At 69.1% G+C, this 13,486-nt stretch carries 13 protein-coding genes; 8 read left to right on the forward strand and 5 right to left on the reverse strand.

Going from position 1 to position 13,486, the window contains the following annotated elements; genetic code table 11:
- The first annotated feature begins 110 nt into the window (after positions 1-110).
- Positions 111-1,058, forward strand: a complete 948-nt coding sequence (locus B0293_RS03080; RefSeq protein WP_005163961.1) for a phosphatase PAP2 family protein — start codon at positions 111-113, stop codon at positions 1,056-1,058.
- Between the two features lie 205 nt (positions 1,059-1,263).
- Here B0293_RS03080 and B0293_RS03085 read toward each other — a convergent pair whose 3' ends face one another.
- A complete protein-coding gene (locus B0293_RS03085) occupies positions 1,264-2,778 on the reverse strand; it encodes a GGDEF domain-containing protein (RefSeq protein ID WP_005163959.1) in 1,515 nt (504 codons plus the stop codon).
- A gap of 134 nt (positions 2,779-2,912) precedes the next feature.
- Between B0293_RS03085 and B0293_RS03090 the strand changes: the two genes are divergently transcribed.
- A complete protein-coding gene (locus B0293_RS03090) occupies positions 2,913-4,133 on the forward strand; it encodes a cytochrome P450 family protein (RefSeq protein WP_005163957.1) in 1,221 nt (406 codons plus the stop codon).
- On the opposite strand, the gene B0293_RS03095 is transcribed toward B0293_RS03090, so the two are convergent.
- Positions 4,130-6,412 (reverse strand): ATP-binding protein, encoded by a 2,283-nt coding sequence (locus B0293_RS03095; protein ID WP_245192038.1) that lies wholly within the window; start codon positions 6,410-6,412, stop codon positions 4,130-4,132. The two genes, B0293_RS03090 and B0293_RS03095, sit on opposite strands and share 4 nt — an antisense overlap.
- Before the next feature lie 388 nt (positions 6,413-6,800).
- On the opposite strand from B0293_RS03095, the gene B0293_RS03105 reads away from it, so the two are divergent.
- On the forward strand, positions 6,801-7,736 hold the full coding sequence (locus tag B0293_RS03105) for a DMT family transporter (RefSeq protein ID WP_005163951.1): 936 nt from the start codon (positions 6,801-6,803) through the stop codon (positions 7,734-7,736).
- On the opposite strand, the gene B0293_RS03110 is transcribed toward B0293_RS03105, so the two are convergent.
- Positions 7,661-8,167: a GNAT family N-acetyltransferase gene (locus tag B0293_RS03110; protein WP_063936659.1), complete on the reverse strand. Its 507-nt coding sequence runs from the start codon at positions 8,165-8,167 to the stop codon at positions 7,661-7,663. The genes B0293_RS03105 and B0293_RS03110 overlap by 76 nt on opposite strands.
- 135 nt (positions 8,168-8,302) lie before the next feature.
- On the opposite strand from B0293_RS03110, the gene B0293_RS03115 reads away from it, so the two are divergent.
- The 4 genes from B0293_RS03115 (at position 8,303) to fgd (ending at position 11,027) form a co-directional block, all read left to right on the forward strand.
- Entirely contained in the window at positions 8,303-8,500 is a 198-nt protein-coding gene (locus B0293_RS03115; RefSeq protein ID WP_005163950.1) for a hypothetical protein, read from the forward strand.
- Positions 8,501-8,638: 138 nt separating this feature from the next.
- Complete coding sequence (locus B0293_RS03120) at positions 8,639-9,166, forward strand: hypothetical protein (protein ID WP_005163948.1); 528 nt, start codon at positions 8,639-8,641, stop codon at positions 9,164-9,166.
- A 43-nt stretch (positions 9,167-9,209) separates the two neighbouring features.
- Complete coding sequence (locus B0293_RS03125; RefSeq protein ID WP_005163946.1) at positions 9,210-9,686, forward strand: DIP1984 family protein; 477 nt, start codon at positions 9,210-9,212, stop codon at positions 9,684-9,686.
- 336 nt (positions 9,687-10,022) lie between these two features.
- A complete protein-coding gene (gene fgd, locus B0293_RS03130) occupies positions 10,023-11,027 on the forward strand; it encodes a glucose-6-phosphate dehydrogenase (coenzyme-F420) (protein WP_005163945.1) in 1,005 nt (334 codons plus the stop codon).
- Positions 11,028-11,080: 53 nt separating this feature from the next.
- Here the strand turns inward: fgd and B0293_RS03135 are convergent, their stop codons facing one another.
- Positions 11,081-11,611 carry an AAA family ATPase gene (locus B0293_RS03135; protein WP_005163943.1) on the reverse strand — a complete coding sequence of 177 codons (531 nt, stop codon included), beginning with the start codon at positions 11,609-11,611 and terminating at the stop codon, positions 11,081-11,083.
- 3 nt (positions 11,612-11,614) lie between these two features.
- Positions 11,615-12,028 carry an SsgA family sporulation/cell division regulator gene (locus tag B0293_RS03140; RefSeq protein ID WP_005163936.1) on the reverse strand — a complete coding sequence of 138 codons (414 nt, stop codon included), beginning with the start codon at positions 12,026-12,028 and terminating at the stop codon, positions 11,615-11,617.
- Between the two features lie 532 nt (positions 12,029-12,560).
- Here B0293_RS03140 and B0293_RS03145 point away from each other — a divergent pair.
- Complete coding sequence (locus B0293_RS03145) at positions 12,561-13,484, forward strand: hypothetical protein (protein ID WP_005163934.1); 924 nt, start codon at positions 12,561-12,563, stop codon at positions 13,482-13,484.
- Positions 13,485-13,486: the final 2 nt, after the last annotated feature.

Consider the following 13,486-nt stretch of genomic DNA (forward strand, 5'->3'; position numbering starts at 1 on the left):
GCCGCCATTATTCGGATATCGCAGCGCCTGTGCGACTCGGCCCGATCTTGTAGCAGAACCATGACATTGTCCGGACCTTCCGGCGAAACGGCGTGGGGACAGTGGGACCCATGGCCGTCCTCACCCCCGAAGCGAACCCGACCCCCGTCCACCGACCGCTGCCCGGGCGCCACGCCGAGACCAGGCGCACCCTGTCCAGGGCCGTTTTCCAGCTGGCCACCGGACTCGGACTTGCCGTCGCGTTCATCGTGACGTTCGTGCTCTTCGTGCACACGTCGGCCGGTCAGCTCGCGGAGAACGGCGTCGTCCGCAGCGCGCAGTCCGGCCAGTGGTCCACAATGGACTGGGCCGGGCCGCTGCGGGACCAGGACATGGTGCTCGTGATCGGCTCCGCCGGGATCGTGCTGGTCGGCTTGGCGCTGATCCGCCGCAAACCCGGTCTTCTCGTCCCGGCGCTGAGCGTCCTCGTGCTTCCGCTCGTCGTCGCGCAGCTGCTCAAGCTGTACGTCCTCGAACGCCCCGACCTGCCCGACGCCGGCTACGGACCGGGCCACAACAGCTTCCCGAGCGGGCACGTCAGCGCCGCGATGGCGATCCTGATGGCACTCGCTTTCGTTCTGCCTCAACGGTTCCGTCCGGCGATCATCGGGATCGGCGGCGTCGCGGTCGCCTGGGTCGCGTCGTCGACCATCGCGCTGGGCTGGCACCGGCTGAGCGACACGGCGGGCGCCTGCCTGCTGGGGGCGTCGTTCGCCTGCCTCGTCGCCGCCTGGCTGACCACCCGGCGCCGCGACCTGCGCCGCACGCCCGCCGCGCTGGTGGCGCTGGCCGCGGTGCTGCCCACCGCGATCGTGCTGGTCGGGTTCGCGGTGCTGAGCACGGCGACCGACGGCGCCGCCCAGTTCGTCGCCGCGCTGGTGCTGGCCGCCCTGGCCGCACTGGGGATCGTGCTGGTCGCGCTGTGGCCGTTGCGCGGTTCCGCGTTCGAGCGGCGGGCCGGTGTCGAGACCCGGGTGGTCGACGACCTGCTCGAGACCCGCCTCGTGACCCGCCGCTGACGCGGGTCCCCCGAGGTGCTCCGGAATGTCACGTATGGGACCGGTCGGGTCCCATACGTGACATCGGTGCTTGGGGCGCGCACGCCGGTGTCGCGAAAGCCTTTCGCGACGTCCGGTGTCCCGAAAGAGGCTTTCGCGACACGTCCGCGAGTCCTGGGGCAGGGGGCCGGCCCACGTCGGCGAAGGCATCAGAGGACTGAACGCGTCAGTCGCGGCGTGAGTCCCCAGCCCGGCTCAACGGTGACATCGGTGCCCGCGGCGAGGGAGGAACGGCGGAAGTCGCGACGACGACCCGGTTCCGCCCGGTCCGCTTCGCTTGGTACATGGCCGTGTCCGCCGCGCGGAAGAGCTCGCCGTAGTCCGTGGAGTGCTCGGGCGAGAGCCCGACGCCGATCGACACCGTGCAGCCGTGGATGGGTCCCACCGCGCGGGGTTCGTTCGTGGCGTGGCCGCTGGCGAGTTCCGTCAGGCCGGTGATCGCGGTCTTCGCGACGGCTTCCCGGATCCGCTCGGCGATCCGCATCGCCTCCTCGCGGGTGGTGTCCGGCAGCAGGACCGAGAACTCCTCGCCGCCCCACCGCCCGACGACGTCCGTGGCGCGGGTGTTCTGCCGGAGCACGGCGCTGACGCAGCCGAGCACGATGTCGCCGCCGGAATGCCCGTACTTGTCGTTCCACTGCTTGAAGTGGTCGAGATCCAGCATCAGGAACGCGGTCGGCCGCCGGTCGGTCTGGTCTTCGAGCAGCCGCAAGGCGGCCGGGGCGTGGAACGAGTCCTCGGTCAGCAGCCCGGTCTTCCGGTCGCGCTGGCTGCGCGCGATCGTGTCCGCCAACGCTTGCGAGAGCCGGGTCGAGCGCAGCGCGACCCCGATCATCACGAGCGGCACCAGCGCGATGTTGACCGCGCCGAGGATCGTCGTGCACGCGGCGAGCTGCAGCGCGTAGACGAAGTCCGCGTTGTCGGCCCAGCTGCCGATCAGCTTCTGCCGCCGCCAGCCGCCCCAGGCCAGGCCGCGCGCGATGCTGATCAGGAGCGTTTGCGACGCGAAGTACCAGAGCGCGGCGCCCACCAGCGCGACGGCGGCGACCGCGATTTCGCCGGCCCGCTGGGGGAGCGTCCCGGATTCGAGCCAGGTGTGCAGCGACGTCAGTTCGGTGATCGCGTGCACGCCGAGGATGGAGGCGGCGTGCGCGGCGGTCGTGAACAGGAACGTCGTCATCGCCTTGTGCGCGATGGAGTAGCGCTGCACGCGCACCATCAGCAGCAGCGTCAGCGACAGGGCGGGCGGCAGGAGGACGGCCGCGCCGCCCAGCCAGACGGCGGTCTGGTCGATGTGCTCGCCCCGCCGGTCGTCGGCGCGGCGCTGCTCCTCGGGATGCTGGGTCTGGACGAGGTACCAGATCGCGCAGGCCGTGATCACGCCGAAGCGGACGAGGTCCGTGGTCGTGACGGTGGCCTTGAAGCCGCTGTACAGGGCCCAGACCGCGACCGCGATCTCGGTGCCGAGCATCCAGAGGACCGCCGCGGGCGGCAGTCGCCACAGTTCCCACCCCGCCGGATGCCGCAGGGTGTTCCAGGCGCGGCCACGCAGCCGCCAGACGCGGGCGGAGGCGAGGCCGACGGTGTCGGCGAAACCCCGGAGAGAACCGGGCGGCCGCTCAGGAACCGCGTCACGGTCGTGCTTGCCGAACTCGCTGACGGGGTCCACCTCCTTCGTCACGCACCGCACCCGCTTCGATCTTGCTGGGTCACCGCAAGGGGGTGACAGGGGGACCGCGTTGACGATCGCGTGAGACAGGCCAATACCGGCGTTCGCCGGATCAGACGCCGCCACCAGCTGGCAGGGTGACCCGTATGCCTGATGCCGCACACGACGCCGCCGCGGTCCCCGTGATGTTCGGTCCGGAATTCGACAGGAATCCCTCTCCTGCCTACGAATGGCTTCGTGCGAATGCCCCGGCGTTCCGGCTTCCGCTGCCCGGCGACACCTGGACCTGGCTGCTGACCCGGCACGCGGACGTCGTTTCCGCGATGGCCGACCCCCGGTTGTCCAAATGCCCGTCGGTCGCCGCGGACCACTGGCGCAAGGCCAATCTCGGTCTGCCCGCCGACCACCGGCAGACGCTCATCGGGCATATGAACAACTTCGAGGGCGAGGAGCACGCTCGGCTGCGTAAGGCCTGTGCCGGCGCGTTCGGCCCGCGCCGGTTGCAGCACATGCGGGACCGCACGCATCAGCTCGCGAACGAACTGCTGGACCCGATCCTGGACCGGGGCGAGGGCGACCTCGTCGAGGATTTCGCGTACCCGCTGGGGATCCGGTCGATCTGCGAGCTGATCGGCATACCCGGCAGCCTGCTGGACGAGGTCCGCCCGCCCGCGCTGGTGGTCGCCGCCGGCGACGTCACCGACATGGCGTCCATGCTCAAGGCGACCGACGACCTGGACGCGCTGCTCGCCGACGTCGTCGCGCGCAAACGCGCCGAACCCGGTGCGGACCTGATCAGCGACCTGCTCGCCCAGGAGGCCGACGGCAGGCTGACCGACGACGAGGTCGCCGCGACGGCGTTCCTCTCCCTGATCGCCGGGCACGAGACGACGATCAGCCTCATCGCGTCCACCGCGCTGACCCTCATCACGCATCCGGAGGAGGCGGCCCGCGCCCGCGCCGACGGCTCGCATCTGACGCTCGTCATCGAGGAGGTCCTGCGCCGCGACACCCCGTTGCAGAACACCAGCTGGCGGTTCGTCACCGAGCCGATGGAACTCGCCGGGCAGCGGATGGAGGCGGGCGACCCGATCCTGTTGTCGTTGCTGTCGGCCAATCGCGATCCGGAGGTCCATCCGGAGCCGCTCGCTTTCCGGCCGGGCGAACGGCCGGTGCGGCACGTGGCCTTCGGGGTGGGCCCGCACATCTGCATCGGCGCCGCGCTCGCCCGGATGCAGGCTTCGGCGGCCTTGGAGACGTTGTTCGACCGCGCGCCGTCGATGACGCTGACCGTGCCCGAGGACCGGCTCGTGTGGTGGCCGAGCGCGATCACCCGCGGTCTGCACAACCTCCCGGTGCGGCTCTAGACAGCGCCTTCGATGCGGCCGCGCAACACGTTCGCCTTGCGGTCGTCGAGATCCATGACGAGCTGGAGCGCGTCACGCCAAGCCGTCATGGCCTCTTCGGGGTGCCCTCGCGCGGACAGCGCGCAGCCGCGTTCGTCGAGCGCGTCGGCCTGTCCCCAGACGTCGCCGCAGTTCCGGTACGCGGTCAGCGCCCGCTCGCAGTACCCGAGCGCCTGCTCCGTGTCGCCGAACCGGCGGCAGGTCCTGGCCAGCGGCACCAGCGCGAAGCCCATGCCGTGCTGGTCGGCGTCCTTCGCGTAGGCCTCGTAAGCGCGAAGACCGTGTTCGAGGGCGAGGTCCCGTTCGCCGAAATCGCGGTAGGCGCGGCCGAGGTGGACCCGCGCGGTCGCTTCGCCGAGCTGGTACCCGATCCGCGTGTTCACCGCGACGCTCTCTTCGACGAGCCGGACCGCCTCGTGGTAGTCCTCGCGTTCGTGCGCGATGTTCCCGAGCCCCACCAGAGCCCAGCCGAGGCTCGGGTTCTCGCCGATCTCCTTCGAGATCTCGACGGCCTGGCCGAACAGTTCGTGCGCGCGGTCGAGATCGCCGCGTCGCCGGTGCGCCTCGGCGAGGTTGATCGCCGACCACGCGAGCCCGCCGAGGTCGCCGCCCGCCTTCGCGGCTTCGATCGCGACCTCGTGACTGGAGATCCACGTCTGCCACGGCCTGCCGAGCAGGTGGTAGTCGAACAGCTCGACCGGCAGCCGCCAGGCGGTCTCGTACAGCCCGTGATCCAGTGCCAGCCGGGCGACACCGGTGATGCTCGGCATCTCCGACGCGCACCAGATGTAGGCCTCGTCGAACGTGGCGAACCGGAGCGGCTCGACGCCTTCAGGCGCAGGACCCAGGTCGATGTGGTGGTCGCGGGCCGGGGTCAGCGTCCAGCTCGCCGCGTTGGCGCCGTAGAGATACCACTGGGTCAGCCGGGAAACCGCCGCCTGCCGCTCGTCCCGCCATTGCTCGGCGGTGGCCTCCTCGGCAGCGTAGACGCGGAGCAGATCGTGGAACCGGTAGTACTGGGCGCCGACCTGCTGGACGAGGTGCGCCTGGACGAGTTTGTCGAGCAGCCGGCGCGCGTCGTGTTCGGGCAGTCCGGTGAGCGCGGCCGCCGCGCCCGCGGGGAAACGCGGGCCGGGGTGGAGGCCGAGCAGCCGGAACATGCGTGCGGTGTCCGCCTCCAGCGCGCGGTAGGACCAGCTGAAGGCGGCCCGGACCCCGACGGCGTCGTCGTCGACCGCGAGCAGTTCCAGGCGCCGTCCCTCGGCGACGAGTTCGCGGGCGAGGTCGCCGACACTCTGATGCGGATGCGTGGCGACCCGTTCGGCGGCGATGTTCACCGCCAGCGGCAGCGCCGCGCACAACCGGACGAGCCTGCCGACGCCTTCGGGGTCGCCCGCCGCGCGGTCGTCGCCGATGAGTTCGGCCATGAGCCGTGTCGCTTCGAGATCTTCCAGTGGTTCCAACGAAACCTGGACCGCGCCGCTGCCGATGACGAGCCCGGAGAGTCGCCGCCTGCTGGTGATCAGCACGGTGGTGTCCGGGGTTCCGGGCAGCACCGGCCGCACCTGGTGCGAGTCGAGGGCGTTGTCCAGCACGACGAGCGTGCGCTGGCCGCGCAACAGCCCGCGCAGGAGCGCGAGCCGCATGTGCTCCTCGGCGGGGACACGGTCGGGACGGACGCCGACGCAGCGGAGAAGGTCGTCGAGGATGTCGGCGGGCTGCGCGGGGGAGCCCGCCGCGTAACCGCGCAGATCCGACCAGAGGACGCCGTCGAACTCCTCTTGCCGCCGATTGGCCCACTTCAGCACGAGCGCGGTCTTCCCTACCCCGGGCGGTCCCGCCACGAACACCACTTCGGCCTGTCCGGTGAACACTTTTTCGTCGAGCAGGGCGAAGTGCTCCTCGCGGCCGACGAAATGGCTCGGTGGTGGGGGAAGGTGAACGTACGGTTCCGCGCGGGCGGCCTCGGCGAGGACGATCAGCGTCCCGCCCGCCTCCAGCGCGCGATCGCAGGATTCGGCGAATTCCGCGCTCGGCGGGGTGAGGCCGCGTTCGACCCGGCTGATCAGACTTTTGTCGACATAGGCCAGTTTCTGGAGCTCGCGCAACGCCAGGCCCTTGGCCTGCCGCCGCTGCCGCAACGCGCGCCCGAACGCCAGCGCCGCCGTCGAAACAGGCCTCGGTTCCGAGCGTGCTTTCCCGGTCTCCCCGGATCCGGCCGAACCGGAATTCTCGGTCACCAGAAGCACCTTTCTTCCCGCACCGCGGCAGATCGTGCCACAACCTTCCCATTACCTGGGTCACAACACGGCCACTGGGTGTGCGGAGGCGTGAACAGAGCCCCCAAACTGTGCGAGAACGCGCCCGTCCCCCACCGGAGCGCCGGTCGAAAGGGAGGTGGATCATGCGCGACCGCGAAATGTGAGCAGGCCCTGTTCCGCTTGCGAACAACCCGGCGAGTACTGATCTCCTCGGAAACCGGTCGTGGCCGTCGGCTCCGGCGGTCACGACCGGGACCTTTCGGAACATGTAGGTCCGCTTAACGTCGGTGTAGATCTTTTCACTTGTCCTGACGAGTCGCCCGAGGCAGCTTGGAGAGGTATCGAGCTGCCCGGCGAAAGGAACGAAGTGAACATCGGCGCGCCGGGAACCTTGGTCCGGATGGGCGTTCTCGCCCTGTTGTGGGGATCGGGGTTCCTGTGGATCAAGCTTGCGCTGACCGGGCTGCCGCCCGTTCAGGTGACCGTCATCCGCTGCGCCCTCGGCGCGGCCGTCCTTCTCGTGCTGAGCCGCCGGGCCGGGCAACGCCTGCCGCGTGGCCGCCGGATCTGGGGCAGGCTCCTCGTCGCCGCCTTCTTCTGCAACGCCTTGCCGTTCGCGTTGTTCAGCATCGGTGAACTGACCGTCGACTCCGGTGTCGCGGGCGTGATGAACGCGACGACCCCGCTGTGGTCGTTGCTGATCGGCCTGTCGATCGGCACCGAACGCCGGATCACCGCTCTCCGGGTGGGCGGGCTGGTGCTCGGGTTCGCCGGCATCCTGCTGATCTTCGCGCCCTGGCAGAAGAGCGGCCTGCTCGGCTGGGGGACGCTGGCCCTGCTCGGCGCCGGCCTCAGTTACGCCGTCGCCTTCGCTTACATGGGCCGGAAACTCGTCGGCCAGGGCGGGCCGATCGCGATCTCCGCCGCGCAGCTGCTGACCGCCACCGGACTGAGCGCGCTCGCGCTGCCGTTCGACGCGGCGCCCGCCGGGCCGCTGAACGTGACCGCGGTGATCGCCGTCGTCGTCCTCGGGATCTTCGGCACCGGCGTCACCTTCTACCTCAACTACCGGCTCATCGCCGACGAAGGCGCGACCTCCGCGGCGACCGTCGGCTATCTGCTGCCGGTCGTCTCGGTCGCGCTGGGCGCGGTCGTGCTCGGCGAGGAACTCGGCCCGCGTGTGCTCGCCGGGATGGCGGTCGTACTGCTCGGAGTCGCGTTGACGCGCTACGTGAGGTCTTCGGCGAGCAAGTCCATCAGCAGCCCGTCGTGCCAGCCGTCGCCCTCGGTGTCGCGTTCGTAGCCGCGCATCACCCCGACCTCGCGGAAACCGACGGCTTTGTAGCAGCGGATGGCGGCGTGGTTGTCCGCGGCGGGGTCGATCACCAGCCGGTGATGCCCGCGATCGTGCAGGAGGTGGCGCGCCATCGTGCGGACGGTGTCCGTGCCCAGGCCCCTGCCGTGCTCCGCCGGGTCGAGGAAGAGGTCCACCGACGCGTGCCGGTACATCGGGTCGTCCTCTTCGCCGTACTGCACGAAGCCGCGGACGACGCCCTCCTCCAGCACGGTGAAGTGGGCCGTCGAGGGATCGTCGAACGGCCAGGTGGGGGAGTCTTCGACCGAACCCCAGCGCGCTCTGACCCCCGCCGTGCCGCGGATCCGGCGCAGTTCCTGGACGTGGGCTTCGGTGACCGGGGTCAGGATCACGATCTCCCCGCGCAACTCGGTGGTCAGGTCCTGCTCCGTCCGGTCGTTCTTGTGACGCCAGTCTAGGGAGAAATCGACGTTACCGCCGCCGGAACAGCAAGAACGCGGGGGGCCATCTCAGCTCGGATCGGGTATCAACGAAAGGGAACACGGAGGTGGGTCATGGGGAACCTGTTCGAGGAACTGCGTCCGGCCGAGGAACTCATCGACGGCGGGGCGACGACAGTGCGGGCGGTGGTGCTGCGCAAGGCGACCGAAGCGGTGGTCGCGAACGCCCGCGACGCGACGGACTGCCGGATGCTGCTGGAAATGCTGGGGCTGCACTCCGAACGAGCCGTCCGAGCCGACGAGGCCGCCTGAGCTCTCCCGACCTGGGGGAGTCGCAAGTCCGTGAAGGCCTCCTTGAGGGACTCTGAGTCCCTCAAGGAGGCCTTCACGGACTTCTCGGCGGCCGGAAACCGGTGCCGGGTACCGGCTGATCACCGGCATACTCACCGGGTGGCTTTCTTCGACATCGAGGGTTATGAACCCGTGTGGCTCTCCGGACTCAAGCAGATCCGGGGAGCGCACGGTGACCGGCTGGGCGCGTTGGTGGGCAAGCGGCTCCAGCGCGTCCACCTGACGTGGTTCGTCGAATACCGCGAATGGCTTCAGGACGCGCCCGTCGTGGTGGACTTCGGTGACGAACGGCTGGAGATCACGCACTGGAAGTTCGACGAGGTTTCCCTGACCTGGAACACGATCGACCCGTACGGGAAGTCCGCATGGGACTGGGGCGACCCGGAGGAGCCCAGCCCACTCGAGTGGCGGCAGGACATCTACCCCGAACTGTCCGCTTTGGAGGGTCAGGTGCTCCAGGACGTCGAACTGCTCGAGTGGGCGGGGCGGGACATGGCAGGCGGCATGGTCGCGATCGGCTTCGTCTTCCCGCAGGGTCGCTTCACCGTCTTCAACGCCATGGACGAGAACGGCCTCGAGTACACCGAGCCGGAGGCGGCTTACCGGAGGCATTCCCCGGTGGGCTGAAAACGGGATGCGGCGGTCGTCGATCTTGGCGATACTTGCCGTCATGTCCCCGATCAAACTGGCCGAAGCGCTCGCACTGCGCGCCGACGCGACGAAGAAGGTGGAGGCGCTGCGTTCCCGGATCGTCGACAACGCGCGGTACCAGGAAGGCGAGGAGCCCGCGGAAGACGCCGCCGCTCTGCTCGTCGACGCCGAAACCGCGCTGGGCGAACTGGAGTCGCTGATCCAGCGGATCAACCGCACCAACGCCGCCACCCCGCTCGGGGAAGGCACGATCACCGACGCGATCGCGCGCCGCGACGTCCTCCGGCTCAGGCACGGGGTCCTCACCGCGGCCGCCGACGCCGCGGCCGGTCGCAACCAAGGCGGCTACGGCCGTCAGCTTCGCTCGGAACTCCGGTATTTCTCCACGCTCCCGGTCGCGGAACTGCGGTCCAGCGCGGACCGGGTCGCCGGGGAGATCCGGGCGATCGACGTCGAGATCCAGCGCACCAACTGGGAGACCGATCTCCTGGACTGAACGTGGAAAGCAGGTAGCCCTCCGGGAAGCGGGCACGAGCCGAGGGCCGGCGGTACTCCGGTCCACCTCCTGGCACGTGGCGGGCAACGTGGGGGTTCGACTCCCCGATCACAACTCAGCCCAGCACGACGCACAGGTGACGGCGCAAGCGGCACAGCTCATCACCATGTGCCGGTCCCGGAAGGTGAGGGTGGGTACGGGGCCTTTCCACGTCCGCGGTCACGCATTCCCCTTGGCCGAGTGGCGTTCCCGACACAGCGAGGTATGGGCGGACCTGATCGACTCTGTGCCAAGGTGAAGAGCGGAACAACCCAAGAGCCCAGGTGGTGACCCCGGATGGCACTGAAGATCGGATACAAGGCGTCGGCCGAGCAGTTCGGCCCGCGCGACCTCGTCGAGTACTCCGTGCTCGCCGAGCAGGTCGGGCTGGACAGCGTGATGGTCAGTGACCATTTCCAGCCCTGGCGGCACCAGGGCGGGCACGCGCCGTTCTCGTTCGCCTGGATGGCGGCGGTCGGCGAGCGCACCGAGCGGGTGGTTCTCGGCACCAGCGTGCTGACGGCGACCTTCCGCTACAACCCGGCCGTGGTCGCGCAGGCGTTCGGCACCCTCGGCAGCCTGTACCCCGGCCGCGTGCTGCTCGGTGTCGGCAGCGGTGAGGCCCTCAACGAGGTCGCGGTCGCCCGGATCGAGTGGCCCGCGTTCAAGGAGCGGTTCGCGCGGCTGCGCGAGGCGATCGAACTGATGCGCAAGCTGTGGTCCGAAGAGCGCGTCACGTTCGAGGGCGAGTACTTCCAGACCACCGACGCCACCGTGTACGACCGTCCCGAGGGCGGCGTCCCGATCTACATCGCGGCCGGCGGCCCGGTGATGGCGAAGTACGTCGGCAAGCAGGGCGACGGTTTCATCTGCACCAGCGGCAAGGGCATGGACCTCTACACCGAGAAACTGCTGCCCGCGGTCGCGGAAGGCGCGGAGCAGGTCGGCCGGAGCACCGGCGACATCGACAAGATGATCGAGATCAAGCTGTCCTACGATCCGGATCCGGAGCAGGCGCTGGAGAACACCCGGTTCTGGGCGCCGCTCTCGCTGACGCCGGAGCAGAAGGCGGGCATCGAGGACCCGGCGGAGATGGAGAAGGCCGCGGACGCGCTGCCGATCGAGCAGGTCGCCCGCCGCTGGATCGTCACCTCGGACCCGGCGGACGCCGTCGAGCAGATCAAGCCGTACGTCGAGGCGGGCTTCAACCACCTCGTCTTCCACGGCCCCGGCCACGACCAGGAGCGGTTCCTGCGCTCGTTCTCCGAGCAGGTCGTCCCGGGTCTCCGCGAACTCGGCTGATCCAGGCGCGGGTGGCGGCATCGCATCGGCGGTGCTGCCACCCCTCTTCGCGTTCAGTCCTCTGAATGCGGTCCGTGCACCATCGCGTACAGCGTTTCGGCGCTCTCCGTGGGGCTCTGGAGTGCGGTGTCGATGACCAAGCGGTCGCGGTTCCACGGTTCGTACTCGTGGTCGAGGATCGACTGCCAGCTCGGTGGCTGGAGCCCGACGACGTCGACGGTGCGGGTCTCGGCGCGTCGGCGGTGTTCCTCCGGATCCGAACACACCACTTCGACTTCGAGCAGACGCGCGCCGTGGTCCGCCGCGACGTTCCGCCACGCGTCGCGCGTGATGCCGAGCGGGTTCACGCTGTCGGCGATGACGCCGAGGCCGTGGCGCAGCTGGTCCGCGGCGAGGTCGTAGCCGATGATGTAGCCGACCGGTCCCACCGGCTGTCGCAGCGCGGTCGACCGGACGACGGCCTGCTCGATGCTGTCGATCCGGAGGTGGGCGAAGCCGGTGCGACGCGCCAGTTCCTTCGCCACGGTGGACTTCCCGGTCGCGGGAAGACCGCCGAGGACGACCAGGCAGGTGTCACAGGCCATCGATCAGGACTCGGTGACGAGCTTGGCCATCTCCTGGTCGAAGTCGAACCACTCCTGCTCTGAGCCGGCGGGCACCACGTCGTAGGTGCGGTCGAGGAACTCGGCCAGCTCCTCCGCCGAGGCTTCGAGGACCGCGCAGCCGTCGGGCGCGCTGAGCGCGAAGATCACGATCGAGGTGTCGTCGGCCGGGCTGATGATCACGTCGCCTTCACCTGATGGGGTGAGGAGGCCGTCCGCCAGCAGGTCACGGCCGAACATCCAGCGGACCGTTCCGCCGCCCGAGTGGTAGGCCACCACGACGGCGTAGGGGTCTTCGGGGTCGTATTCGAGATCGGCCTGGACCGGCAGGGGGTCCGCACCGAAAGTGCGCAAGCCGAAGACGATCGTCCCCCGGATGAGGTCGTTTTCCTTGTCCAACGCTTCAGCCCCTTACGTTCGGTTGCTGTTGATCTTCAATCATTGATAACGCAATGTGAAGCGTTTTCGTGACCCGAGACGACAACTTTCACACGTTCGGCTGAGAGCTGCGTCTCAGGCGCTCACGGACGGTCCCTGTCGAGCACGTGCGGTGAGCGGCCGGGAAATGTGATCATTCGTGCAAAGGAAAGAGATTTCGCACGTGCATATTCCGGTGAATGGAAATAGCCAACCGTTCGGCGGAGTGCATCGATATTTCCCGCGGTTAACATAATCGTGCGTCGTTCAAGTGTTTCCAGGAGACCGGCGTAGCTCCGTCCTGGACCCCGGCGAGCGTGATCGTTGTGGATCTGGAGGGGAGTAATAATGGGTGTGCGAATCACCATCAGCATTCCGAGGGAAGACAAGGCGCGACGAGACGCGGATTGCGGACCGCGTAGACGGCCGGGCGCGACTTCTTCCAGGTACGGCTCCGGGACCGAACCGGCCATGCCGCGAGCCCAGGGGCGCCGCCATGATTGAGCGGCTCCCGATGCGGGTCGGGCAGGCCGACATCGATCGCCTGGAGGGTGTCATCGCCGCGCTCCGGGCACGTGACTATCGGGAAGGCGGTGGATCCTGCCGGGAACTGCTGCGCGTGCTGGAGCCATACGGCGCGGCACTGCGGCGGGGAATGATGTCCGAACCGCTGGCCCGGCGCCTGGCGGGTGTGGTCGCGGATCTGCACAACCTCAAGGGCTGGACGGAATTCGACTCCGGCCGTCCCCTCAGGGCGGAGTGGCACTTCCGCCGCGCGCTCGAACTCGCGGGGCAGTCGGGCAACGAGGATCTCGTCGCCAACATCCGCTACCGGCTCGGCCGGATGTATCTGCACCACCGCTCTCCGGCGGAGGCGCTGGAGCAGTTCGGTCACGGCCAGCTCGCCGCACGCAGGGCGGGAAGGCCGTTGTCCCAGGCGATCCTGTCGGCGAACGAGGCGTGGGCGTACGCGCTGCTCGGTGACGTCCGGCAGGTGCTGGACAAACTTTCCCTTGCCCCGGAACAGTTCGCCAGTTCGCAGGAGGACACGGTACCGTCGTGGTCGGCGTTCTTCACGGCCAACGACCTGGCCGCGATGGTCGGTACGGTGCGCACGGAACTCGCCAGGATCGTCGACGTCCGCCACAGTCGTGAGGCCATTCCCGCGCTCACCGAGGCCGTCGACGGCTACGGCCCGGACATGGTCCGCAGCCGGTCGCTGACGATGATCTGGCTCGCCGTGGACCACGCGCTGGAAGGGGATCTCGACCAGGCCGCGGAGGTCGGCCTCGCCGCGATGGAGATCGCGTACGGAATCCGCTCCGCGCGTACACGGGATCGTTTGCGGCCCCTGTCGGAAAGTGTGCGGAAGCGGGTGAGTGATATTAACGCGCGAGATCTCCTTGATCGGATCGCGACATTTCGCGCCGCCGCTTGAGC

Origin of the sequence: Amycolatopsis azurea DSM 43854 (genome assembly GCF_001995215.1) — a bacterium.
Taxonomy (GTDB): Bacteria; Actinomycetota; Actinomycetes; order Mycobacteriales; family Pseudonocardiaceae; genus Amycolatopsis; species Amycolatopsis azurea.

Excerpts from the sequence above, each read along its gene's own strand:
- B0293_RS03080 (WP_005163961.1), top strand. The coding sequence starts at position 111 with ATGGCCGTCCTCACCCCCGAAGCGAACCCGACCCCCGTCCACCGACCG.
- B0293_RS03090 (WP_005163957.1), top strand. The coding sequence starts at position 2,913 with ATGCCTGATGCCGCACACGACGCCGCCGCGGTCCCCGTGATGTTCGGT.
- B0293_RS03115 (WP_005163950.1), top strand. The coding sequence starts at position 8,303 with ATGGGGAACCTGTTCGAGGAACTGCGTCCGGCCGAGGAACTCATCGAC.
- B0293_RS03125 (WP_005163946.1), top strand. The coding sequence starts at position 9,210 with ATGTCCCCGATCAAACTGGCCGAAGCGCTCGCACTGCGCGCCGACGCG.
- fgd (WP_005163945.1), top strand. The coding sequence starts at position 10,023 with ATGGCACTGAAGATCGGATACAAGGCGTCGGCCGAGCAGTTCGGCCCG.
- B0293_RS03135 (WP_005163943.1), bottom strand. The coding sequence starts at position 11,611 with ATGGCCTGTGACACCTGCCTGGTCGTCCTCGGCGGTCTTCCCGCGACC.
- B0293_RS03145 (WP_005163934.1), top strand. The coding sequence starts at position 12,561 with ATGCGGGTCGGGCAGGCCGACATCGATCGCCTGGAGGGTGTCATCGCC.